The 25,087-nt window shown below is 39.7% G+C and carries 14 protein-coding genes; 10 read left to right on the top strand and 4 right to left on the bottom strand.

The genetic code is table 11. The annotated features are described in order from the left end of the window. The first annotated feature begins 9 nt into the window (after window positions 1–9). Both J4O15_RS09755 and J4O15_RS15955 read left to right on the top strand, forming a co-directional pair. A complete protein-coding gene (locus J4O15_RS09755; RefSeq protein WP_208100617.1) occupies window positions 10–6,873 on the top strand; it encodes an InlB B-repeat-containing protein in 6,864 nt (2,287 codons plus the stop codon). A 17-nt stretch (window positions 6,874–6,890) separates the two neighbouring features. Next, a complete protein-coding gene (locus tag J4O15_RS15955; protein ID WP_243762028.1) occupies window positions 6,891–11,762 on the top strand; it encodes a hypothetical protein in 4,872 nt (1,623 codons plus the stop codon). Window positions 11,763–11,892: 130 nt separating this feature from the next. Here J4O15_RS15955 and upp read toward each other — a convergent pair whose 3' ends face one another. After that, the gene (gene upp, locus J4O15_RS09745) at window positions 11,893–12,522 is read right to left on the bottom strand and encodes a uracil phosphoribosyltransferase (protein WP_009220940.1); all 630 of its coding nucleotides are present in this window, start codon (window positions 12,520–12,522) and stop codon (window positions 11,893–11,895) included. A gap of 87 nt (window positions 12,523–12,609) precedes the next feature. Beyond that, a complete protein-coding gene (locus tag J4O15_RS09740) occupies window positions 12,610–13,422 on the bottom strand; it encodes a hypothetical protein (RefSeq protein WP_208100616.1) in 813 nt (270 codons plus the stop codon). Between the two features lie 259 nt (window positions 13,423–13,681). On the opposite strand from J4O15_RS09740, the gene sdaAB reads away from it, so the two are divergent. Continuing rightward, window positions 13,682–14,347 (top strand): L-serine ammonia-lyase, iron-sulfur-dependent subunit beta, encoded by a 666-nt coding sequence (gene sdaAB / locus J4O15_RS09735; protein ID WP_009220942.1) that lies wholly within the window; start codon window positions 13,682–13,684, stop codon window positions 14,345–14,347. An 8-nt stretch (window positions 14,348–14,355) separates the two neighbouring features. Continuing rightward, window positions 14,356–15,219 carry an L-serine ammonia-lyase, iron-sulfur-dependent, subunit alpha gene (sdaAA, locus tag J4O15_RS09730; RefSeq protein ID WP_009220943.1) on the top strand — a complete coding sequence of 288 codons (864 nt, stop codon included), beginning with the start codon at window positions 14,356–14,358 and terminating at the stop codon, window positions 15,217–15,219. A gap of 28 nt (window positions 15,220–15,247) precedes the next feature. Here sdaAA and J4O15_RS09725 read toward each other — a convergent pair whose 3' ends face one another. Further along, the gene (locus J4O15_RS09725) at window positions 15,248–16,192 is read right to left on the bottom strand and encodes a 3-hydroxyacyl-CoA dehydrogenase (protein ID WP_208100615.1); all 945 of its coding nucleotides are present in this window, start codon (window positions 16,190–16,192) and stop codon (window positions 15,248–15,250) included. A gap of 204 nt (window positions 16,193–16,396) precedes the next feature. Between J4O15_RS09725 and J4O15_RS09720 the strand changes: the two genes are divergently transcribed. The 6 genes from J4O15_RS09720 to J4O15_RS09695 all read left to right on the top strand — a co-directional run bounded on the left by J4O15_RS09720 (window position 16,397) and on the right by J4O15_RS09695 (window position 24,110). After that, complete coding sequence (locus J4O15_RS09720) at window positions 16,397–18,496, top strand: flavocytochrome c (RefSeq protein ID WP_208100614.1); 2,100 nt, start codon at window positions 16,397–16,399, stop codon at window positions 18,494–18,496. Between the two features lie 193 nt (window positions 18,497–18,689). Next, window positions 18,690–19,082, top strand: coding sequence for an RrF2 family transcriptional regulator (locus J4O15_RS09715; RefSeq protein ID WP_009220946.1), 393 nt, complete (start codon window positions 18,690–18,692; stop codon window positions 19,080–19,082). A gap of 117 nt (window positions 19,083–19,199) precedes the next feature. Further along, on the top strand, window positions 19,200–20,144 hold the full coding sequence (gene msrB, locus J4O15_RS09710; protein ID WP_208100613.1) for a peptide-methionine (R)-S-oxide reductase MsrB: 945 nt from the start codon (window positions 19,200–19,202) through the stop codon (window positions 20,142–20,144). 224 nt (window positions 20,145–20,368) lie between these two features. After that, window positions 20,369–21,775: a sodium-dependent transporter gene (locus J4O15_RS09705; RefSeq protein ID WP_208100612.1), complete on the top strand. Its 1,407-nt coding sequence runs from the start codon at window positions 20,369–20,371 to the stop codon at window positions 21,773–21,775. 50 nt (window positions 21,776–21,825) lie between these two features. After that, entirely contained in the window at window positions 21,826–22,785 is a 960-nt protein-coding gene (locus J4O15_RS09700; protein WP_208100611.1) for a carbohydrate kinase family protein, read from the top strand. After that, window positions 22,782–24,110 (top strand): HAD-IIIA family hydrolase, encoded by a 1,329-nt coding sequence (locus J4O15_RS09695; protein WP_208100610.1) that lies wholly within the window; start codon window positions 22,782–22,784, stop codon window positions 24,108–24,110. Before J4O15_RS09700 ends, J4O15_RS09695 begins: the two co-directional genes overlap by 4 nt. Before the next feature lie 59 nt (window positions 24,111–24,169). Here J4O15_RS09695 and J4O15_RS09690 read toward each other — a convergent pair whose 3' ends face one another. Beyond that, complete coding sequence (locus tag J4O15_RS09690) at window positions 24,170–25,057, bottom strand: class I SAM-dependent methyltransferase (RefSeq protein ID WP_208100609.1); 888 nt, start codon at window positions 25,055–25,057, stop codon at window positions 24,170–24,172. Between the last annotated feature and the right edge of the window lie 30 nt (window positions 25,058–25,087).

The raw sequence follows: 25,087 nt of genomic DNA, 5'->3' as shown, positions 1-25,087 counted from the left end.
AGGAGAGATATGATAAAAAACAAATTAATAAGGAGACTAAAGCAGAGCGCTGCCGGCTTGCTTGCAGGTGCTATGGTCCTTACGGGTGTACCGCTTGGTAATATAACCTCGCAAGCTGCGGGATTATTACCGAATACGGACCTGCAACCGGGAACGAATCTCAGCAATAAGTATATATCTAATGTGAGCGGTTTTTCTTACGGTTCATCAGATTCAACTGCATTTGTTTTTGGACCTTCATCAGGACACCAGGGTACAAACAGTGGTGCCGGAGATACATTTACATTTAACTTTGCATGTGTTACAGAAGCATCGACCAGAGGAAACAATACACGTGGATACTATGACAATGCACAGGCTGCAACTCTAGCGGGAACTGCAGCAAATGCGCCGACTATTCGTTCGGCTTATTCAAATAACTGGTGGCATGGATACTATGCCTTCGGTAAGCCATATCGTGTAGGCACTGATGTACAGAACACAACCGGTGGTTCACCTTATCAAACGACACATCCGCTTGATCCGGTGGTTAATATTTGGTCAGGTGATGAGCCGTCTTCAGCTTCTTCCACAACCAGTGCAATTAGACCACTGCATACAGGAAGTAGTCATGAAAACGGTGAGGTAATGACATTGACGGATGGTACACAGCAGGTTTACCTTCGTCAGGAGATTAAGCCTTCAGATGATGATCAGTATGTAGTTGTTCAGTATACGGTATATAACCCCGGTACATCAAAAGTAGATTTCATGGTAGGTAATGAGACCGATACCATGGTTACCAGCCAGGATGCTGTGCCTATATTTGTTACACCTCATGAGGCAGGCGGATTGTTTGAGGGAGTTCACTTCCAGAACTCTACCGGTGGTCAGTACGGTCTTACCGTATTTGATATCTATACCTCAGGTAAGGGTGCCGGAATCACAAAGAGAGCTACAAATGACCATTCAGAGAACCGTGTATGGGCAGGTAGATGGTCATCCACTGCAGGTGTTTATCATACAAGCTGGGTATTCTCACAGAGCCGTTCGGGCTTTATAAATCCGGGAGACTCGGCAGGTTCATTTTCGTCATACTTTGAGCTTGAACCGGGTGAGACAAAGATATCTACATTTATAGTATCTATCAAGCCTTCAGTTTACTATGTAAACAACGGTTCAACCGGAGCCGATACATCAGCGGGAGTTCCGGGATTTATGGGTAACCCTGTAGGAAGTATTGAAGATGCTGTGGCAAAGATTACAGCTAACCATGCAAAGAAGGCATATATTTACCTTCAATCAGATGTTACAGTTAACAGTACGGTTACAATACCGACAGGTACCGATATCACTATTCAGACAGCGGACTTTAGTGCATTGCCGTCAGGTCAAAGCTATAGTACAGGATATAATCACAATAATACACCGCCTATAAAGACGGACGGACCTGCTACTATAACAAGAGGTACAGGACTTACAGGGCCTATGTTTAAGGTAGAGGACGGCGGTTCGGCTCTTAGCTTCCGTGATGTTAAGGTTGACGGTAATTCCGCATACTTTGCAGGTGCCGCTACAAAGCCTACATCAGCGTTGATAGAGGCAAGCGCAGGTACTGTAGCATTAAAGGCAGGTACTACAATATCAAATACTATAGTAGATGATGCTAGTGACGGAAGCAATACACCTTCAGTTATGGATATTTCAGGAACAGCGGCAGTTGATTTGAATTCCCCGGGTGGAACAGCAACTGTTACAGGAAATAAATCATTAAAGAACGGTGCAGCTATAAAGATCACATCTACTTCAAATCCAAGACTTAACGGTAGCATAAATATTACGGGTAATAAGATGCAGGCAGGCGATCCGGCAACAGAAAAGGATGCCAATGTATCTTTTGGTAAAAAGCCTTTCATTGTAAAGACTAATAATGAGGTTGATGCGGGAACATTAATCGGTGTGACCTTAAGTGAGAAACTTCCTACAGCGGCAGGAATGGGAACACCTTTAATCGACTTTGAGGGAAGACCTGCATCAGGACCTGCAAGCTATCCTTATTCGGTATCTAACTTCAGTGCCGATGCGACAGGTCAGAATATAGTAATAGGTGATGAGGCAAGTTCGGTTACAGGAGAGCCTAATACAGTAGTACAGAATCAGAATGTTATCTATGTAACAACCGAGATAAAGGATATGATTCTTACTTATGTAGATGAGAACGGAACCAGTATACCTTATGCAAACCTTAATGTACCTAATGTACCGGGACCGGGTGGAACACCTGTGCCTGCTATAGATGCAAACCCGTTCCAAAAATCATATGCGGTAGGTAAGCAGATTGAAATACCGCTATCATCACCTACAGGATATGTATTTGATGCAGTTGATACTTCAAACGGAGCACTTCCTGCAGGAGTAACTGTAGATACAACAGGTAAGCTTACAGCAACAATCCCTAACCAGGATTTAAATATAACAATTAAGTTAAAGAGAAATGAAGTTCGTTACAAATTTGATACACAGGGCGGAAATACAGTTACGGATTTGGTAGAGCCTGTAACCACAGGAGCATCAGTTCTTACATTGCCGACACCTGTAAAGAGCGGATATGTATTTAACGGATGGAATTCATATGTAGATGTAGACGGAAGCGGAGGCTTTAATACAGGTGATACGGATAACGGTGCATTTACGGCATTCCCTAACCCTGCAACACCGGGAGTAACACTTCTTTATGCAAAGTGGACACCGGGAACAACACCTTATGCTGTAACGATTACACATAAGAATGCGAATCCGGCACTTCCTGTTACATTTGGAACAGATACACAAAACTATACACTTACACAACATGTAACAACAGATCCGCTTGTACCTACACCGGGTATACCGGGATATATCTATGACACGGCAAGCAGATTACCTGCAAGCCAGGGAACACTAAACCTTGCAAACGGTCATTTTGATCTTCCGAGCATGCCTGCACTGGGAGGCAGCGTAAACTATCGTTACAAAGTTGATGTAAACACAACATTTAACTATACAGTTCGTCATCAAGACACATCAGGAAATCCTATAGCAACAGGTGTTACAGCAGTACCAAAGAGAGCCGAGCAGACAATCTCAGCTGCAGCACAAAACATTGCGGGATTCCAGTTTGACCACTATGATATAACAACAGGTGAAACACCAAACCCTGCAGCATATGTATTGGGATTGTCAACACCGGGATTTATGTTAGTGGATAACAGAACAACAGACGGTGTATTCTCAGGATATATGCCAAACCAGGATGTAGTAATCACATATGTATATGTGCCTGATTCCGCATCAAATCTTATAAAGAGATACTATGACAGACTTACAGATGTAATGCTTGCAAGTGAGATAGATCAATTAGCTCCGGGTGGAAATATAACAACAGGAGTACCTGCTCTTGGAACAACAACAGGAGATAAGATCTATGGATATACATGGGTAAGCGGTTCATCAACAATAGATATGAACCCTGCAGGCCTTGTAACAGTAAATAATGCAAATGGTGATGTAGCGGGAACAATGCCTTCATTACCACCTTCAAGTCCTACAAGAGTAGACTGGAAGCTTGATCATGATGCAAGTAAGTGGAAAACAGTAGACTTTGTAGTATCAACAGTTTACAGCAACGGTACATTAACATCGCCAACACCACAGGAAATACTTGTAAGTGACGGCACAGCTGCAGGAGATGCGGTAGCATATACCTTTAATAAGATAAAGGCACTTGGATATGTACCTAATGTAACACCGAATCGTTATTATCAATTTGATGGCTGGTTTGAGGATGATGCATGTACAATCCCTGTAAATGCAACCAAGTTCTGGTCAACAAATGATCCAAACCCAATCAAACTATATGCAAAATTTGGAGAGAATCCAAATGAGTGGTTTGATATCAACTTTGCATCAGGAACAAACGGATCAATATCAGCACCGGCTACATTACATATACCTTATGATTATACATGGGGTCAGATAACAGGCCAGTTGCCGACACCTATACCTGTAGCAAACTACTTATTTAACAGCTGGAAGGATGCATCAGGAACACAGATGCAGACAAGCAGCACATTAACAAATCATGCAACCTATACTGCAACATTCAGTATGGACCCTAACACATGGGGAACAAACACAGGACATATCACACCGTCAGGTCGTATAGGAAATGACGGAAGCGGTGAGATAGTAATAGACGGAACAACCCCCGGAAATGTATATGTAATCAGTGACATGAATGGAAACATCGTGGCAGTGGTACCGGGAGAGAGTGTAGGAAACAGGACAATAGTTCCGAACCTTATACCGGGAGCACATTACAATGTACAGGAGGGAACACCTGATACACAAGCAACAGTAGGTCAGCCTGTATCAAGCGTAACAGGAACATCAGTATCAGCACCACAGGATGTATATGTACCGACAGTAGATAATAACTACAATGTAGGATATGATCCTGAGAATGACGGAATGGCACAGATAGTTATTAATCCGGCAGATCCTGATGCAGACTATGCACTTATCGATGAGAACGGAAATGTAGTACAGTATCCCGGAAGTGATAACGGATGGATGACACCTGTAGGAAGCAATCCGTCAACAGTAACATTTAATAACTTAAATCCAAATGAGACTTACACGGTAGTGGCAAGAAAGAAAGGCAATTCAGCACTTTCAGATCCACTCTTAAAGCTTGCAGACGGAAATCAGATAGTAGCAAATCCGGGAGATCTGGCAGATGCACCTAAGTATGTAGTAGAAACCAGAAACGGAAGTATAGTATCTGTAGGGGCAGCAGCAGTAGGAAGTGATGCATTTGGAGAGGCAAAGGCAGGAGATGAAGTAGTTATCCATGCTGAAGCGGTTGACTCAAACGGAAAGAACTTTAAGTACTGGCAGGTACTTGCAGGAAGAGCTGTAGGAGTTAGCGGAAATATAGCACAGACAGACTATACATTTAAGCTGTCAAATTCAAACATTGTTCTTAAGGCGGTATATGAACCTGTTAAGATAGCAGGAGATGATGCGGATCTTACAGAAACAATAAGAGGTGGAAGTCTCGGAGAGTTCGGACTTGAGCCAAGTCAGATACCGGCACTTGCAAACGGTCTTACAACACCGCTTGACAGATCACTTATCGGTGTAAACGGTGCAAATGTGGAATATAAGGTAGTATTCAATAAAAGAGATGCAAAATCAAATGAAAAGACAGCTGTAAAGCCTGTATCGGTATCGGGTATAGATCACTCGGAAGCACATACGGTAGCATACAGTTTGGATATTCAGCTTGAAAGATATGTAAACGGAAGACTTGTAAATAACGGAATACTTGCAAGCGCATCAAATGCGACAGTAGACGTTATAGCACAGCTTCCTGCAGAGGATATCGATCAGCTTGATTATCAGATCTTTGATGTAACACCTGACAGTGCAGGAAATATAAATCCTTTAGAGATAGCAATTACAACAGATGTAGCAAACAATGCCGGACTTATTAAGTTCACAGGTAATTTACTCCATACATATGTAGTTGTATACTCAAAGACATTCAAAGTAACATTTGTAGATAATAAGCCTGTACTTGATCATTTACACTTAAATGATACAAGCAGAAACTTCTATAAGAAGTTTAAGGTAAGAAGAAAAGAGAATGTGGAAGACAGCTATTACGCAAGTGATTATGCTGTAGTAACCGCGTATGCACAAAATGATGTAGCACATGGACTTGTAAGTCCGTTTGAGGACATCTATGGTGTACAGTATGACTATGTAAACTGGTCAAAGAAGGAAGACAAGCTTTCAGTATACGAGACAACAAGTCCTGTAACAAAGAGAGTGATTGCATATGCATACTATTCTGATAACAGAAAAGAAGTAGCAAAGGCAAGAGTAGACCTTGGAAATACCATAGAAGAGGCAAAACTTCTTATAGGTGATCCATATCTTAAGCTTGGAGAGATTGATGAGATCAATGAAGCAATCGCACATGCACTTGAGACCTTAAGACAGGCAAGAGATCTTGTATCTCCTGACGGAACAACTTACTTAAGACAGGCAAACTATGCAGAACTTCAGCAGGCAATAGATGCCCTTAGAAGAGTTATCAACAAGTACTTAGGAAAGTCAAGTGACAGAGAAGATGCAAGAAACAGAAAAACCGGCGGAGCAAGCGGCGGTGGAAACACTTCATCAGGTAGAGGAAGTAAGCTTTTAACACCGGGAGAGAAGTCAACCCAGAACACCGCAAGAAATGAGGGAAGTAATACAAGAGCATTCGTGCTTGGAGTAGACGGTTCATGGGAGAGAAATCCTGTAACAGGAGGCTGGTCATTCGTACTTAACGGAGGAACACCTATCAATGATATGTGGGGAATGATATCCTTCACAGACAGTACAGGAAAGAAAGTATCCCGCTGGTATTACTTTGACGGACAGTCAACCATGGCAACAGGTTGGGTATATGACTCAAAGAATGGAAACTGGTATTATATGAATACCACAGAAGGTCCTGAACTTGGCCAGATGGTAACAGGTTGGGTAAGGGATCCAAAGACAAATAAGTGGTATTACATGAATGAAAACACAGGTATCTTAACAACAGGATGGCTCTTAAATAAGCAGGATAACAGATGGTATTATCTTGATAATAACGGAGAAATGCTTGTTGGATGGCATAATATAGGTGGAAAGTATTATTACTTTAACACAAATGCACCACAGGATACCTATGTATGGGATGCAAATGCATTCAAGTGGAACTACTTGAACAATAGCCAAAGACCATATGGATCTATGTATGCCGGAGAGCAAACACCTGACGGATATACAGTAGATGCAAGCGGTGCTTGGAACTAAGTGACATAGGAGAAGAAATGAAAAGAAAGACAATAAAAGCAAAGATAGCTGCTGCATTGTCTGCGAGTATGGTAGCCACCGTACTCGCACCGGCAATGCCGGCAATGGCGGCTACACCGGGACCGGATGCTAACGGATTTAAGATAGACTTTAGATCAAAGAATGAAGCTAAGGTACCTTTTGTCAAGGATTTGTTTATAGCCGGAGGTACAGCGGGAACGGAGATTACAGCTGACTATAAGGGTATGAAATATGAAGGTACAGATAAGGTATTATATCTTCCGTATTTTGATACAACAGGAGCCTTTGTGGAAGCTAACGCCCCTACCGCATCATTAGATGCTCCGGGAACTGAGGCAGCACAGAGTTGGGTAGGTCTTGGTCTTGACGGATATAAGATAACAGGCTATGTGGATGCTCCTGCAAACGGAAGAAATACAAAGGCGGTAAACCCTGCAAGATTCCCGATGACAGGTTTAACCTATTATGCAACATTGGGACCTGATCCGTCTAAGACATTTAATTATGAGGTAAAGCATAACTATGAAACAGGTACAACATATATACCGGGTATCAGTAACGGTGAGATAGAGGATAATGTTGCAAAGCCTGTATTGACACCTGTAACAAATGCAATACCGAAAAATGTCCCGGGATATAAGGTAAGTCGTGTAGTGGCAACAGTCGGAACTGAGACTCTTGGTACTTCACCGCTTCCATCACTTTCATCAAACCTTTATATTACATCTGATAAGCGTGTTTCAGGTGTAACTACAAATAAGCCTTTTAAGGCTGATTATTACTATGATAGAGATACATCCAAGAACTTTAATATCAGAGTATTTGATGCAAAGTATAGAAGTTCGGCAGATATAACGGCAGGAAATGCTCCTGAGACAAACCAGCAAAGATCAAGTGCAAATATATCAGCACCTGTTTTAACCGATGTGGCAAGCGGTACATATAATGTATCTGCAAACACAGGTATAATAGGTGATGGAAGCAGTGCCGATCAGACTATGTATATACTTGACAGTACAAACCCTGTAACTATCACATATGCAAAGGGAAAACCTGCTGCAACTGCAGGAACGGATATTTCAGGTGATACTATAGCAGTAGGTCAGTTTACAAGTGACGGAACAGGAACAGGAACAGGTAAGGTTATAAAGACAATCATACCTGCAGCCGATGTTGCAGGCGCTTACACCTCACTCACACCTGATGCTTCATCTACAACAGGTGGAGCACACCCAAGAAACACATTTAGACTTACAGGTAATATGCCGAACCAAAACGTAACCGTTACATATAATTATGTTCCAAACCCTGCATTTACAACCAATATAAGGGTAATGTATGTAGATCAGCTTGGAAATAATATAACAGATAAGGTGGTTACAGCATTAGGTATTGGAGCGGAGCCTTCAGGAGCGGGAGTTCCAAGAACATTCTATAAGGAAAATGTGGCAGCACCTACATATATCTATGCAAAGGCTAATACTCTTCAAACAGGAGAGACAAGCTACAACCTTGATATACCTGCACCTGTACTTGATACATACGGCGGAAGCCCTGCTGTAACAGGTGTATCAAATCCGAAGATCACAGCGGATGATCCTACAAGCTGGAGCGGTTCATATACAACAGCACTTGACAATACATTCCAGGCAAGCTGGTCACAGTCAAGCCCTAAGTTTACTGTAAATACAACAGGACCACTTAGAAGCCAGATAGTATATGTAACATACGAGCAGGATCCGGGAAGCATCGCTTACCTTGCATACAGTGCAGGAACAGGCGGTGATTTAAAGACGGTAGTAGCGGGAAATACAGTTGATTGGGATCCTACAGCACCGGGTCAGTCTATACCGAATGTAACAAAGCAGAACATACAGCCTGACGGAAGTTATGATGTGGTAATTGATCCAAACAGTGCAACATCTCCTACCAAGATGCCTGATGCAGTACCAAACCAGGGATACTCAAGTGCAACATGGTATTATGGAACAACAGCGATAACATCATTCCCGACAACATTACATATACCTGCAGGAAGCAGCACAGTAGTATTGATGGCTAAGTTTGAAAAGAACCCTGCAAACTGGGTAACATATAACTTGGCGGCAGGAAACAACCATGTACAGTTATTACTTGGAACAAGTGAAGATGTTTTAAATATTGATGCATCAGGAAATCCAAGAGCGATAACCTTAGGAGATCTCCAGAGCGCAGCACTTGGAAGCGGTGTAATGGTAGATTCAGGATATACAATCAAGTGGTTTGATCAAAGCTGGAATGAGATTGATTACACAACAGATATAACAGCCCTTGCGGGACAGACATTGACAGCGCTTGGTGTAAGTATAACACCTGCAAGTGTATATCAGCCGACAGTAACAGGAGAACTTGATCCTACAACAGCAGCACCGATGCTTTCAATCGATCCGAGTTCACCGGCATCAATCGATCCGACACTTCAGTATATAGTTACAGATCCTTCAGGAAATGTAGTAAAGGTAGTATCAGGAAGCCGGTTATTATCAACAGGCGGACAGATAACAGATCCGGCATTTGCACCGGGAAATACATATAATGTATCGGTAGCACCTGCAACAGCAACAGGAATTGCAGTTGGAAGTCCAATTCCTTCAAGTGCGGGAGCGGGAGCACCGGGAACAGCACAGATACCTGTAGCATTAACCCCACAGGTAACAGAGGATAGTGCAAATCCGGGAAGAGCAGTGATTACAATAACTCCTACAACAGCAAATACAGACTATGCCTTGGTAGATCCTTCAGGAAATGAAGTGTATCCGTTTACAACACCAAGTGCACCGGGAGCACCTGTAGTATTTGGTAATCTTGATCCAAACACAGTATATCGTGTAGTACCGAGAACAACAGGTACAAATGCAACACCTGCAAGCAGAATAGCAGACGGAGCTGCACTGCCTGTAGATACAGCAAACGGTGGACTTACAGTAACAGCATTTGATGTTACAGTATATATTCCGGGAGGAATAGCGGCAGATCCTTCACCAATCAAGGTTGATGGAGTAATAAAGAGCTCATTAAATGATTTGAAGAATCTAAGAAGAGGAGCTTTAGTAGAGATAATGGCTCAACCACTTGATATAAACGGAAACCTGTTTAAAGAGTGGCAGGCAATTACAGGAATTGGAAACTCAGATTTATCATTCCCTACAGGAGCGGGAAGCGGAAGAGTGGTATTTACAATGCCGAATCGTCCGGTAACAATCCAGCCTCTATATGATAACAATCAGAACTGGGCAACTCAGTACAATGACAACATAGGTTCAGGTAAGCAGATATCAGCAGGTTTCCCTGTAACAATAGCAGATACCGGAGATTTCCGTATCCTTATCGAAAAGGATAATGTACCTGCAGCAACACTGGATGCAGTGGTAGATCATCTTTCTGACAGCACCTTCAAAGGAATATTCCAGATGAAGATAGTTGTACAAAAGAAGGATAGTGCAGGAAACTGGCAGGATTATACAGATCCAAGCGGAAATCCGATACCGTTAAGTACAGATATCGTAACAGGCGCATTGATGGCAGTATCAAGAGAATACAGATTCTTTGAGGTAGGCTCAATAGCAACCCCATCAAGTGCAGGAGCTGTAACAATAAGTGACATTAATGTACCTGAGATTCAGGCATCAAATGCATCAAACTATCAGGGACAGTTCACACAGACACTTGAGAGTGGAAAGACGTATGTATTTGGATACACATCACTTGTTAATGCTTACAAGGTAACAGTAAAAGATGCAAGAGATAATTCTATAGTAACAAGACTTACTATAGGAAGCACAAATACAGTTAGTGACTATGCATCAATGTATGCAAGTGCAATACAGGCAGACTATATAGATAATGACGGTATTACATGGCATTATGAGGGATTAAGTAAGGAAAGAGCAAGATATGATGCTTATGATCCGACTCTCAGAGTGACAGCAGATGAGACTATCTATATCTATTACTCAAATGATAAGGAAGCACGCAGAAAAGCGGAGAGCGACTTAAAGGCAGGAATCAAGAATGCTATAAATCAGTTATCAAAGATAACAGATCCTGCAAAGAGAGCGGCACTTCAGGCAGCAATCGATGCGGCACAGGCAGTTGTTGATAGGATGAACAGAAAGTCATCTACAGCAGAGCTTATAGCAGCACTTGATGCATTAAATCAGGCTGTAAAAGATGCAGGTGGAACAGCTTATGTACCTGATAACAACAACAAGGGCGGCGGCGGAAGCCGTGGCGGTCGTGGAGGCTCAGGTGGCGGAAGCTCAAGCGGTACAGGTAAGAAAGTCAATTACGATACCAAGATCCTTACAGTAGGTCAGGACGGTAATTGGGAGCTTATAAATCCTGATGAAGCTGCAGAAAACCTTAATAAGAGTAAATGGAAATTTAACTTAAAGACCGGCGGTAATGCTAAGGGATGGGCTTATTTAAGCTATACATTCGAAGGCAAGACAAAGTCTGAGTGGTATCACTTCGGTGAAGACGGTGTAATGAATTCAGGATGGTTTGTAGAGAATGGCAGATGGTATTATCTGTCAATGGATCACAACGGATTCTACGGAGAAATGATCAGAGGATGGCATTTTGACGGAGCCGACAGTAAGTGGTATTATCTTAACCCAAGCAACGGTTCAATGCATACAGGCTGGTTAAAGGATGGAAATGAGTTCTACTATTTGAATCCTACAGCACAGCAGCAGACTTGGTTCTATGATAATGAAACAGGCAGATGGAATTTCGGTCATGTTAATTCAAGACCATATGGTTCAATGTATCAGAACGAAACAACACCTGATGGTTATACTGTAAATGAAAACGGAGCTTGGAGATAATCTATAAATTTAGATAATCTTTGGTTTCAAGACAATGGGGGTGCTTAGGCACCCCTTTATTGACAGTAAAAAGGGAGTATAAAAATGATGATTCATTTTTATACTCCCTTATTTTATTTATATATTATATTTACTTTGTTCCGAATATTCTGTCTCCGGCATCTCCAAGTCCCGGGCAGATATAGGCATCTGAGTTTAGTTGTCTGTCCAAATGTCCTACATATATCTGTACATCAGGATGTGCTTCTTCCAAAGCTTTCAGACCTTCAGGAGCGGCTATGATGCACATAAATTTGATCTTTTTACCGCCATGCTTTTTTATCTGAGAAATAGCATCAATGGCGGAACCTCCTGTTGCAAGCATAGGATCTGTAACTACTATGATTCTCTCCTCGATAGGATTTGGTAATTTACAATAATATTCTACAGGTGTATGTGTTTCTTCATCCCTATAAAGTCCGATATGGCCTACCTTTGATGCCGGTACAAGGTTTAAAATACCGTCCACCATGCCAAGTCCTGCTCTAAGTATAGGTACTATTGCCATTTTTCTACCGGAAATCACCTCTGTCATACAGGTTTCAAGAGGGGTTTCAACCTCAACTTTTTCTGTAGGAAGATCGTTTAATGCTTCATAACCCATCAACATAGCAATTTCTCCGACAAGAGACCTGAATTCATTGGTTCCTGTATTTTTATCACGAAGAATTGATATCTTATGCTGAACCAATGGATGATTATTAATATAAACTTTTGACATTTTACACCTCAATCTAAAATTCCTAAAACTAAAAATTACTATTTTTTATTATAGTTCAAAAAAATGTATAAGTACATAGAAAAAACATTATTTAGTGCTTGGAGAATATTTTACAAGTACATAGTCCCCAAGTTCATGTGACATAGGAATGGCTATAAAAATATCACCACCTGATTCATAGGAAAATACTTTAGGGAAGCCCTCATTAATATCATTTTCCTTTATAAGAGGGAAGTCCGCATCATCCAATAAAGCTTTTAATATATCTACATTTAGAGTTTTTTTATATTCTTCAAAACCCGCCGCCTGAGCATTGGTAGCATTTTCAAGTACCACATCATCAGAGAGTATATAATTTGCTATGGTAAGCGGGTCTGCATAATCCGAGAGCCCGATACTTTTGCCTGTTTCAAGATTTATATTATTTGTAAAGAATACCTTTTTACTTTGACCGCCATCCTTTACCGTACCGGTATAAACTATACTGATTCTGTTTCTGCTCTGATTTTTAATGGTGTATTTTATATCAACATTTGAATCGGGATCTGAAGCAAACGAGTTCAGGGAAAGTTTTGCATTATCTTCAATCAATGTATTTATATTACTTTTAGAATCTATGCCGGCAAGCCTTGGATATGATATTTTAGACTTATCCTTTGAAAAACTTTGTGAACTGTCTGTAATACCGGCTTTGGAAGCGGGCTTGGACTCAGAAGCTGCGGTCTTTGAAGACTCCGCATCGGATAGTTTTTCTTTATCGGCTGATATGGTGGTGGCTGACATAGTGCCGTTTGCCTGTGTTGTCATAATACTTTTTAAATCGGAAGTTTCTTTTTTCTTGCAACCTGTAAAAATTAAAGGTAATATAATGATTACCGAACATAAAAATAATCTTCTCATTTTGCCTCCATATAAATTGATTTATTTCTTTACATTATACATTAAAAGTAAAAAAAGAAATATTAAATATAGCTTATAATTTATACATATACAGGCATTCGATTAAGTTATTTTAAAGGAATGATTTTATATAATTTATTTAAAACATTTGTTAAATATGTTAGAATAATGCTGAAATGTATCCGGAGACAATGCCATAGGAGTTGTGGTGGATTCCATATATCACAGATATATATTGAAAAAATAATAGGAGAGGGATATGGCATTTATCAGTGTTTTTGATGTACTCGGACCTAATATGATAGGACCTTCAAGTTCACATACGGCAGGTGCATGTGTAATAGCATTTTTAGCAAGAAAAATGCTTGGAAACAGTCCGAAGAAAGTAGAATTTATATTATATGGCTCTTTTGCAAATACCTATAAAGGTCATGGAACCGATAGGGCGTTGCTTGGCGGACTTATGGGCTTTGGTACGGATGATGTAAGAATTCGTGATTCCTTTAATATTGCTGATGAAAGGGGCATTGAATATAAATTTACACCTGACAGTGAGCTTACAGATATACATCCGAATACTGTGGATGTATGTATGGAGGATGAGAGCGGAAATAGAGTAGTTGTAAGAGGAGAGTCTCTTGGAGGCGGAAAAGTACGCATAGTAAAGATAGACAGGGTGGATATTGATTTTTCCGGAGAGTACAGTGCTATAATTTTGGTGCATAGAGACAGACCGGGTGTTATTGCGTATATTACAAAGATTTTGAGTGAGCATAATATAAATATTGCATTTATGAAATTATACAGGGAGTCAAAGGGTAATAAGGCATATACCATTATAGAGTCGGATGAAATGATTACTCCGGATATAAAGTCAGGGCTGTATAAAAATGAGCATATATCACAGGTAATGATCGTTCAATAGGAGAATTTATGGATTTTAATAATGCAAAAGGACTTTTAGAACTTTGTGATAATAATAATTTATCTATTTCAGAAGTGATGAAGATAAGGGAATTTGAAGAGGGCATAAGTTCAAAAGAAGAAATAAAAAATAAAATGAAAAGAGTCCTTGAAATTATGAGAGACTCTGCAACAATGCCTGTAAATACTCCTATAAAATCAATGGGAGGGCTTATAGGCGGTGAAGCGGGAAAATTAAATAAGTACAGGGAAAAAAGTATAGGAGGTGTTCTTTTAAATAAAGCGATAATGTATGCTATGGCAGTGCTTGAGTGCAATGCATCTATGGGACTTATAGTGGCGGCACCTACAGCAGGCTCATCAGGAGTAGTGCCGGGACTTATTTTGGCAATACAGGATGAATATTCATTTTCCGATGAAAAAGTGATGGATGCTTTATTTACAGCAGGAGCCATAGGCTATCTCGCAATGAGAAATGCCACCGTTGCAGGAGCGGTAGGCGGTTGTCAGGCGGAGATGGGTGTAGCGGCATCTATGGCTGCTGCAGGAGCTGTGGAACTTATGGGAGGCAGCCCGAGACAATGTCTGGATGCGGCATCCACAGTGCTTATGAATATGCTGGGATTGGTATGCGATCCTGTGGGAGGGCTTGTAGAATATCCATGTCAAAACAGAAATGCCTCGGGAGTGGCAAATGCTCTGGTGGCGGCTGAACTTTCACTTTCAGGTATCAAGCAGCTTATACCATTTGATGAGATGCTTGATACAATGTATAAAATAGGCAAACGAATGCCGGTTGAACTTAGAGAGACTGCACTTGGAGGTTGTGCAGTCACTCCAAGTGCATGTGATGCTTGTAAAAAATGTATGTAAAATAATTTTAAAATTAAATTTTTAAAATTTAATTATATTTATAGAATCCTTCTCCTGCGTTTATACCTGTCTTACCCTCGGAAATATATTTTTCAAGTATTGCTTTTATCTTTCCCTGTACAGTGGAAGAGTCATTTGAGCGAGGGTCATTGGATACAACATTTAATGCGGTATTTAGGCCTATTATATCAAGAATTTGGAATGGACCATATGGCGAGCCTGTGCCCATCCTCCATGTAAGATCAATGGTGGCAGGGTCAGCAACTTCATTTGCAAGCAGCATTTGACCTGCATTTAAAAATGGTATAAGCATAGAGTTTAATATATATCCGGGCTGTTCCTTGCTAAGGCGAAGAGGAATCATCCTGATATCGGCTGCAAATTCTGCCACCTTTTCGTAAGCGTCTTTTGATGTGGCATCATGCCCCATGATTTCTGCCGTATTGCTGATCCAGATATTATTTGCAAAGTGGATTGCAAGATATTTTTCCGGTCTGCTTAAATAAGAACGGAACATACTTGGAATCATACTTGAGGAATTTGTGGCAACTATTGTTTTTTCCTCAAGGTATGGATCAAGGGTTTTATAAAATGAAATTTTAGCCTCAGGGTTTTCAGCCATACTTTCAATTATAAGGTCTGCATTCTTGCAAGCCTCTTCAAAGCTTGTAGTAAGGACTATTTCTTTATAAGCTCTTTCAGTAGCTTCCAATAGATTGTCTATGTAAGCTTCATTAACTGATTCCGAACCGGAAAACATCCCTCTTGGAAGAGTATTACCTGTTCCGATATTTTTCTTAGCCTCATTTAAAGTGTACTTGTATATATTGTATAATCTATCTAATTTTGGCCTTGTTCTTCCTATAGAATCTTCAGTTCTTAGCCATATCTTTACATTAAAACCGCAAAATGCAGTTTGAAATGCTATCTGCGAGCCCAGTACTCCTCCACCTGCAACAGTTATATTCTTCATATTACCTCCTTAATATCCTATAAAGGACAAAGATTATTACAAATTCACAATATTTAATTGTACAAAATACATTATAGCATGTTTAGAAAGATTTGAAAATATATTTCACCATATAGTTAAAGTTTTTACCCATAAATCTTTAACTCCGTTAAAATATAGTATATAATATATTGATGAAATGTAAGAGGTTTAAGGAGGTTTCAGATGAGTAAGCAACCTACAAAACGAAACAGTACAAATATTACAGGGCTTTTGCTGATGGTTTTGGCTGCTGTTATTACTATTGTAATAGCTTTTCCTGTAACAGATGCTGTAAGAAAGAGCATAAAAGACAATATAAGATATATTGCAGGTACATATTCCGCCATGGAGAAGGGCTTTGGCGGCAAGGTAAAAGCTATAGTAAAGGTGGGAGAAAACGGGCTGGAAAGTATTTCTTTTGAAGGGGGGAAAGAAACTCCCGATATAGGCGGTGCTGCTATAGCGACCATCAATGAGCAGATGAAAAACGGGCTGAGTACCGAGTTTGAAGCTATAAGCGGTGCAACTGTAACATCCTATGGTATGAAAAGAGCTTTAAGAAAAGCTTTATTAAAGGCTCAGGGCAAAAAGGTAAAGGAAAATATAGTTGTAAAGTCTGCGGATATTGTGGTAATAGGTGCAGGCGGTGCAGGAATGAGTGCCGCAATTGAGGCTGCACAAAAGGGTGCCACCAATGTAGTGATTTTAGAAAAGATGCCTTTTACAGGAGGTAATACTGTAAGAGCCACAGGCGGACTTAATGCTTCACAGACATATTATCAACAAAGAGACGGCATAGAGGACAGCAATGATCTTTTCTATGAGGATACAATGAAGGGTGGAAAAGAATTAAACGATCCCGCTCTTGTAAGAACCCTGGTTGAAAATTCCGCAGCGGCAGTGGACTGGGTAAATGAGATAGGCGGTGACCTTTCAGTCGTAGCTCAGTTTGGAGGTGCAAGTGTAAAGAGAATACATAGACCAAGTGATACCTCGGCAGTAGGTCCGATGCTTGTAAAAGCCTTAAATGCGAAGCTCCTTGAACTTGGAATTCCGGTTTTGCTTGAAACAAAGGCGACAAAGATTTTAGCTGATAAGGACGGCAAGATAACCGGAGTGGAGGCTGAAGATGAAAATGGAGACTTTATTATAAATACCAAGGCTGTAATTCTTGCTACAGGAGGATTTGGTGCAAATCCTGATATGGTGGTAAAGTATGCGCCTCAGCTTGCAGGCTTTATTACAACCAATCATGCAGGGGCTACAGGTGACGGTATAGAAATGGCTTTGGAACTGGGAGCGGGACTTACAGATATTGAGCAGATACAGACTCATCCTACAGTAAACCCGGATACCGCAACTATGTATACAGAGGGTGTGCGTGGTAATGGTGCAATACTGGTAAATAATGACGGAAACCGTTTTGTAAATGAATTGGAGACCAGAGATGTTGTTTCAGCAGCTATACTTGCGCAGCCCGGTGAAGAGAGCTGGCTGGTATTTGATACGGCGGTAAGAGAGTCTTTGAGTGCTATAGAAAAATATATAAATGAGGGCATTATAGTAGAGGCAAATACTGTTGAAGAACTGGCACAAAAGACAGGTATAAATGAAGCAAATCTTGTGGCTACTATGAGCAGATATGCACAAATGCAGCAGGCAGGGGCTGACAGTGATTTTGGAAGGCAGAGCATGGAATTACCTCTCACACAACCGCCTTATTTTGCAGGTCGTGCAAAGCCTGCTATTCACCATACAATGGGTGGAGTAAAGATAAATAAAGATACTCAGGTATTAAAGGATGACGGAAGTGTTATTCCCGGACTTTTTGCAGCCGGTGAAGTAGTCGGCGGTGTACATGGCGCAAACAGGCTGGGTGGAAATGCAGTAGCGGATATTGTGGTATTTGGCCGCATTGCAGGTAATAATGCAAACGGATATGTACTTGAAAACGGTGGAAATACCGAGAGGACTATTACTGCAAATGATGATGCAAACTTTGAACCTCAGGATATAAAGACAGATCTTAAGGACGGTTCATATAAAGGCAGTGCCAAAGGTTTTGGAGGTGATGTTGAGATTACATTTACCGTCACAGGAGGTATTGTAAATGATTTATCAATAACCGGAGATAAGGAAACGGCTGAGATAGGTGGAAAGGCAATGGAAAAGATTAAGAGGGGTATGCAGTCAAGCGGAGAGTTTAAAGTTGACAGTGTATCAGGAGCTTCCATCACTTCAAAGGCTGTGAGTGATGCGCTAAGTAATGCAGCAATACAGTAGTATTTAATATAAAATGCCGATATCATAAGATGTCGGCTTTTGATTATATAAAGATATAATCCCTGTTTATCAGAGCTCATATCAAATTTGCATAGAAAAACTTATAAAAAATGATGGATAAATTTAGTACTTTATGCTAATATTTAAATACTAAACTTAATACCTAAAGAATAAACGATATAGGGGGACAAAATTGCTAATAACCAGAGAAATGGATTATGCCGTAAGAATCATCAGAGCCTTAAAGGAGGGGACAAAGGTCTCGGCAACGGAAGTGGCTAAAAAAGAACATCTACCACAGGCTATAACATATAAGGTTTTAAACAGCCTCTTAAAATCTAAGCTTATAGGAAGCATGAGAGGCGTTAACGGGGGCTATTATTTAAAATGTGATCTTTCAAATACTACATTATATGATATTTGTACTGCTCTGGGTGAGGATATGAGCATCACCGAATGTATAAGAGATGGATATGATTGTATAAATAACAGATGTGGTGAATGTATTTTAAATAAAGAATTCGGCAGGATACAGAGTTCATTAAATATAGAATTGCAGAAAACAACTTTGGATAAACTTTTATAAGTTTATCCTTTTTTATATGTATTTAAGGAATCCAATTGTTAAAAACAAATAAAATGATATAATTAAGAAGGATTATGTGGTCAAATGTCTTTTGACCACTTTTAATAAGGAGTAAAAATGATAAATAGAATATATTTGGCAGGTGGCTGCTTTTGGGGAGTTGAAGGTTATTTTAAAAGAATAAAAGGTGTGGTGGATACGGAATGCGGTTATGCAAACGGCAATACAAAGAATCCAAGTTATGAGGATGTATGTCGCAAAAATACAGGACATGCAGAGGCTGTAAGAATTGATTTTGATGATAATATAATCAGTCTTGAGGATTTACTTATATATTATTTTAGAATAATTGATCCGATTTCTGTTAACAAACAGGGAAATGATGTGGGTACACAGTATAGAACAGGTATTTATTATACAGATGAGGAGCAGCTGCCCATAATAAATGATGCTTTAAAAAGGGAGCAGGAAAAGTATATTGATAAGATTGCAGTAGAGGTTTTAGAAATAGAAAACTTTTATGATGCTGAAGAATATCATCAGAACTATCTTGATAAAAATCCGAACGGATACTGTCATATAAACTTGGAATGGGCAAATGAGCCTATAGTAAGGTCTGAAAATTATAAAAAGGAAAATGATGAAAACCTGAAAAACAGACTAACAGATTTGCAATATAATGTTACAATGAATGCCGCTACCGAGGCACCTTTTAGAAATGAATATTGGGACAGTTTTGAAAGGGGTATCTATGTGGATATCACTTCAGGAGAACCGCTTTTCTTTTCTACGGATAAGTTTGAGTCGGGCTGCGGTTGGCCAAGCTTTTCAAAGCCTATACAAAAGGATTTGGTAAAGTATAAGGAAGATTTAAGTCTTGGCAGAAGAAGAATAGAGGTAAGAAGCAATAGTGCGGATGCCCATTTGGGACATGTGTTTAATGACGGTCCGGCTGAGCTTGGAGGACTCAGATATTGTATAAACTCAGCGGCACTTAAGTTTATTCCTCTTGAAAAGATGGAAGAAGAGGGATATGGATATTTAATTAAATATCTGCCATAATTTTTTGTGATAAAAAGGTTCAGCAAATAAATGAGTTTTTGCAGACTGCGTAAAATACTGTGAAGTTTTAAGAAAGAGTTGTTATTAGGATTGTGAAAAAACTCTAAAGACGATAGCTGAACTGTAACATAATATTAGTTATTTATAGGGATTTATCTTAAATTATCCTTGTAAAAAAACTTTTAAAATGTTAGTCTTAACAAAGAAAAACAAAGGGGATGAATATGTCTGACAATTTTAAATACGGCGAAGAAACCAAACTTGAAAATGTTAAGGAAAAAAGAGCGAACTTTTCAGGAGGTTTGGGATATATACTCGCAGTCGCAGGTTCTGCGGTAGGTCTGGGTAATATTTGGAGATTTCCATACCTGGCTGCAAAATACGGCGGAGGAATGTTTTTACTTACATATATGCTTTTAACACTTACATTCGGCTATGCTATGATAATGTCTGAAACCACTATAGGAAGAATGACAAAGAGAAGTGCCATAGGAGCATTTAATCATTTCGGAAACAGTAAATTACTTAAAATAGGCGGTTTTATAAATGCAATAGTACCTGTACTTATTGTGCCTTATTACAGTGTAATAGGAGGCTGGGTGGTAAAGTACCTTGTGGAATATATAAAGGGGAATGTATCCGGACTTGCAAGTGACGGGTATTTTGGAAGCTTTATAGGTGATACAAAGATAGTCTTTTTCTGGTTTTTAATATTTGCAATTGCCACCTTTGTTGTAATACTTGGAGGTGTGGAGCAGGGGATTGAAAGAGTTTCAAAAATAATGATGCCGCTGCTTATTATACTTGCAGTTATAGTGGCTATCTATTCAGTTACAAGACCGGGGGCTATGGCAGGAGTAAAGTATTTATTTATTCCGAATTTTAATAATTTTTCTTTGATGACCGTGGTTGCGGCTTTGGGACAGATGTTTTATTCATTATCCATTGCTATGGGAATACTCTACACCTACGGTTCCTACCTTACAAGAGATGTGGATGTGGAGATATCCACATCAAGAGTGGAGCTTGTAGATACGGGAGTTGCAATACTTGCAGGGCTTATGGTTATTCCGGCGGTGTTTGCTTTTTCAGGAGGTGATCCCGATAAATTAAAAGCGGGACCTTCACTTATGTTTATTACATTGCCGAAAGTTTTTGAGAGCATGGGTGCGGGGAGAATTGCAGGTATAGGATTCTTTTTACTGGTTCTTTTAGCGGCTCTTACAAGTGCGATATCACTTGTTGAGACCAGTATATCAACCTTTTGTGATGAATTAAACTTAAGCAGAAATAAATCCATTATATTAATGACATTTATAATGGTGTTTGTAGGCGGTTCATCTGCGGCAGGCTATGGAATCCTTGATTTCGTTTTGATATTTAAGATGCCTATACTTGATTTTTTGGATTTCCTTACAAATTCCATAATGATGCCCATAGCTGCTTTGGCTACCTGCTACCTGGTGGTAAAAATTATTACATTAAAGAAAATTGATGATGAAATTTCATATTCATCTGTTTTTAAAAGAAAAAAGCTTTATAATATAGTTATGAGGGTATTTGCACCCATATTTTTAGTTATTATTTTGGTTAGTGCAATATTAAACACATTAGGATTTATAAGCCTGTAAAAGACTTTTAAATTAGATAGACTCAAATTATACAAAGGATGGATTTTTAAATGAAAAAATTTGATGTAGTTGCATTGGGAGAGTTATTAATAGATTTTACGCCGGCAGGACTTTCAGCGACAGGAATGAGACTGTTTGAACAAAATCCGGGAGGAGCACCGGCAAATATGCTGACTGCGGTGTCAAGAGCAGGTTTAAAAACAGCATTTATAGGTAAGATAGGTGCAGATATGCATGGTGATTTTTTAAGAAGTGTACTGGAAAGTGTACCGATTGATACAGGAAGTTTGATAACAGACCCTTCAGTCTTTACCACTTTGGCATTTGTAAGCCTATCTATAACCGGAGAGAGAGGTTTTTCATTTGCAAGAAAACCGGGAGCGGATACAAAACTTTGTATAGAAGAGATAAATAAAGATATATTGGCGGATACAAAAATCTTCCACGTGGGTTCACTTTCACTTACGGATGAACCTTCAAGAAGTGCCACCTTTGAGGCTGTAAGAATTGCAAAGGAAGCCGGAGCAATTATATCCTATGATCCAAATTACCGTGAACCGCTCTGGGACAGTGTGGAAAATGCGGTGGAAATGATGAGGCTTATGTCAACATTTGCTGATATTATGAAAATCTCAGATGAGGAGACCTCACTTCTTACACCATATAATGAGCCTCTTGCGGCAGGTAAATATTTGGTGGAAAACGGAATAAAGCTTGTGGTGGTGACTCTTGGTGAAAAGGGAGCTTTGGCTGTATCAAAAACAGGATATGTGGAGGTACCGGGCTTTAAAAGTAATGTAGTAGATACCACAGGGGCAGGAGATTCGTTCTGGGGAGGACTTGTGGCAAGATTCTTAAATGAAAATGTTGACTTGGATAATATAAGTACAAAACAAATGTATGATATTGCAAGATATGGCAATGCGGTTGCCAGCCTCTGTGTTGAAAAAAGAGGTGGAATTGTAAGTATTCCTACATTTGATGAAGTTTTGGAGAGGTTAAAACAATGAAAAATATTGATGTAGCGGTTATAATGGCAGGGGGTAAGGGCAGCAGACTCTTAAGTATAACAAATGATGAGATACCAAAGCCTATGGTACCTGTAGACGGTAAGCCATTACTTGAATATCAGGTGGAAAAGCTTAAAAGCTACGGTGTTAAAAAGATAATAATGATTGTAGGCCATTTAGGTGAAAAGATATCGGGGCATTTTCAGGACGGGAGAGCTTTTGGAGTAGATATTGATTATATTTTTGAAAAAGAGCCTCTTGGAACGGCAGGAGCATTTTATTATCTGAAAGATAAAATAGATGCAAAGGATTTTTTGCTTATTTTTGGAGATGTTTTTTTTGATTTGGATTTTGACAGAATGGAAGATTTTCATTTTAAAAATTCGGCATTGACTACACTTCTCGCGCATCCAAACGGGCATCCATATGATTCGGATCTTATACAGATGGATGATACCGGAAGGGTTATAGGTTTTGACTCTAAACATAATGTAAGAGATTACTGGTATGACAATATGGTCAATGCAGGTATGTATATATTAAATAGAGATTTGCTTGATTTGGTAAAGGAGCCTTTAAAGATTGATTTTGAGAAGGATATACTGGCAAATCAGGTAAAGCTGGGGGCAAATATCTATGCATATCATTCACCTGAATATGTGAAGGATGTTGGCACTGTGGACAGAATAAATGCTACTGTGGAAGAGCTAAGGAGCGGACTTATAGCTGCAAAGAATCTTAAAAATAAACAAAGAGCCATATTCCTTGATAGGGACGGTACTATGAATGTGTCAAAGGGCTTTATATCAAAGGCGGAGGATTTGGAACTTATTCCGGGTACTATAGAAGCTGTAAAGGCTATAAATAAGAGCGGTGCGCTTGCTATAGTTATTACAAATCAGCCTGTTATTGCAAGGGGTGAATGCTCCTTTGAAGAATTACACAATATTCACAATAAGCTTAAAACTCTTTTAGGTGAAAAGGGGGCATTTGTAGATGATATCTTTTACTGTCCTCATCATACTGATAAGGGATTTGAAGGAGAAGTGCCTGAGCTAAAATTTGACTGTGAATGCAGAAAGCCAAAGACAGGTATGGTAATGAATGCTGTAGAAAAGTATAATATCGATCTTTCACAATCATATATGGTGGGGGATTCCACCATGGATCTTGAAACGGCAAGAAATGCGGGGGTTAAATCTGTTTTGGTAAACACAGGTTTTGCCGGAAATGACGGAAAATATAGTAGAAAATGCGATATTGAGGCAAAGGATCTACTTGATGCGGTGGAGAAGATAAAAGCTGATTTAGAAACCAAGATTTAGTATAAAGTAATTTAACAAAGTAAAAGAGCCGGCACACTTTTTGGTGTGTCGACTCTTTTTTACCAGGTACATCTTGCACTGGCGCCGCATGGCAGTATAAAGTCTGATTTATTTACACGTAGACCTATCTCCATTGACTGAGTATTTGCAGACGGAAGTTTATTTTCTTCCAATGATTTTTGCAACATATAAGTGAGTACACCCGGGGCAAGCCCTGTTGTATATGAGTTTATAAGAAAGAACAGAGGCTCTTTACTTAAAAGGTTTGTAGCAAGCTTTATAAAATCATATATGGAGTCCTCTATTTTCCATATTTCACCCTTTGGACCTCTGCCGTATGAAGGGGGATCCATTATTATAGCATCATAAGTATTACCGCGTCTTATTTCTCTTTGGACAAATTTTATACAGTCATCCACAAGCCATCTGATATGGGAATTTGAAAGTCCGGAACTTACCATATTTTCCTTTGCCCATCCTACCATTCCCTTGCTGGCATCCACATGTGTTACATTTGCACCTGCAGCAGCGGCAGCCAAGGTGGCACCGCCTGTATATGCAAACAGGTTTAAGACATTTACTTCCCTGTTTTTATCTGTGGCTTCTTTTATTTTATTATAGCTGAAATCCCAGTTGGTAGCCTGCTCCGGAAACACTCCGGTATGCTTAAATGTAAAAGGTTTTAGATTAAAGGTTATTTTTGATGAAGGCAGTTCATAGTCAATACTCCATGTATCAGGAAGATTAAAAAACTCCCAATGTCCGCCACCTGCCTTACTTCTGTGATAGTGACCGTTTTTTTGTTTCCATGCCGGGTGATTATGACCTGTATTCCAAAGCACCTGGGGATCGGGACGCACAAGTATATAATCTCCCCATCTTTCAAGCTTTTCGCCATTTGAAGTATCTAATATTTCATAGTCCTTCCAATTATCTGCAATCCACATATTTTTCTTTCTCTATATTTACAATGGTAT

Origin of the sequence: Lachnoanaerobaculum sp. Marseille-Q4761, assembly GCF_017565785.1 — a bacterium.
Taxonomy (GTDB): domain Bacteria; phylum Bacillota; class Clostridia; order Lachnospirales; family Lachnospiraceae; genus Lachnoanaerobaculum.
Note: the sequence above shows the minus strand (reverse complement) of the source record. Positions and strands in the feature narration are given on the sequence as shown.

Excerpts from the sequence above, each read along its gene's own strand:
- J4O15_RS09755 (WP_208100617.1), top strand. The coding sequence starts at position 10 with ATGATAAAAAACAAATTAATAAGGAGACTAAAGCAGAGCGCTGCCGGC.
- sdaAA (WP_009220943.1), top strand. The coding sequence starts at position 14,356 with ATGGATTTTAATAATGCAAAAGGACTTTTAGAACTTTGTGATAATAAT.
- J4O15_RS09725 (WP_208100615.1), bottom strand. The coding sequence starts at position 16,192 with ATGAAGAATATAACTGTTGCAGGTGGAGGAGTACTGGGCTCGCAGATA.
- J4O15_RS09695 (WP_208100610.1), top strand. The coding sequence starts at position 22,782 with ATGAAAAATATTGATGTAGCGGTTATAATGGCAGGGGGTAAGGGCAGC.
- J4O15_RS09720 (WP_208100614.1), top strand. The coding sequence starts at position 16,397 with ATGAGTAAGCAACCTACAAAACGAAACAGTACAAATATTACAGGGCTT.
- J4O15_RS09740 (WP_208100616.1), bottom strand. The coding sequence starts at position 13,422 with ATGAGAAGATTATTTTTATGTTCGGTAATCATTATATTACCTTTAATT.
- J4O15_RS15955 (WP_243762028.1), top strand. The coding sequence starts at position 6,891 with ATGAAAAGAAAGACAATAAAAGCAAAGATAGCTGCTGCATTGTCTGCG.
- sdaAB (WP_009220942.1), top strand. The coding sequence starts at position 13,682 with ATGGCATTTATCAGTGTTTTTGATGTACTCGGACCTAATATGATAGGA.
- J4O15_RS09690 (WP_208100609.1), bottom strand. The coding sequence starts at position 25,057 with ATGTGGATTGCAGATAATTGGAAGGACTATGAAATATTAGATACTTCA.
- msrB (WP_208100613.1), top strand. The coding sequence starts at position 19,200 with ATGATAAATAGAATATATTTGGCAGGTGGCTGCTTTTGGGGAGTTGAA.
- J4O15_RS09705 (WP_208100612.1), top strand. The coding sequence starts at position 20,369 with ATGTCTGACAATTTTAAATACGGCGAAGAAACCAAACTTGAAAATGTT.
- upp (WP_009220940.1), bottom strand. The coding sequence starts at position 12,522 with ATGTCAAAAGTTTATATTAATAATCATCCATTGGTTCAGCATAAGATA.
- J4O15_RS09700 (WP_208100611.1), top strand. The coding sequence starts at position 21,826 with ATGAAAAAATTTGATGTAGTTGCATTGGGAGAGTTATTAATAGATTTT.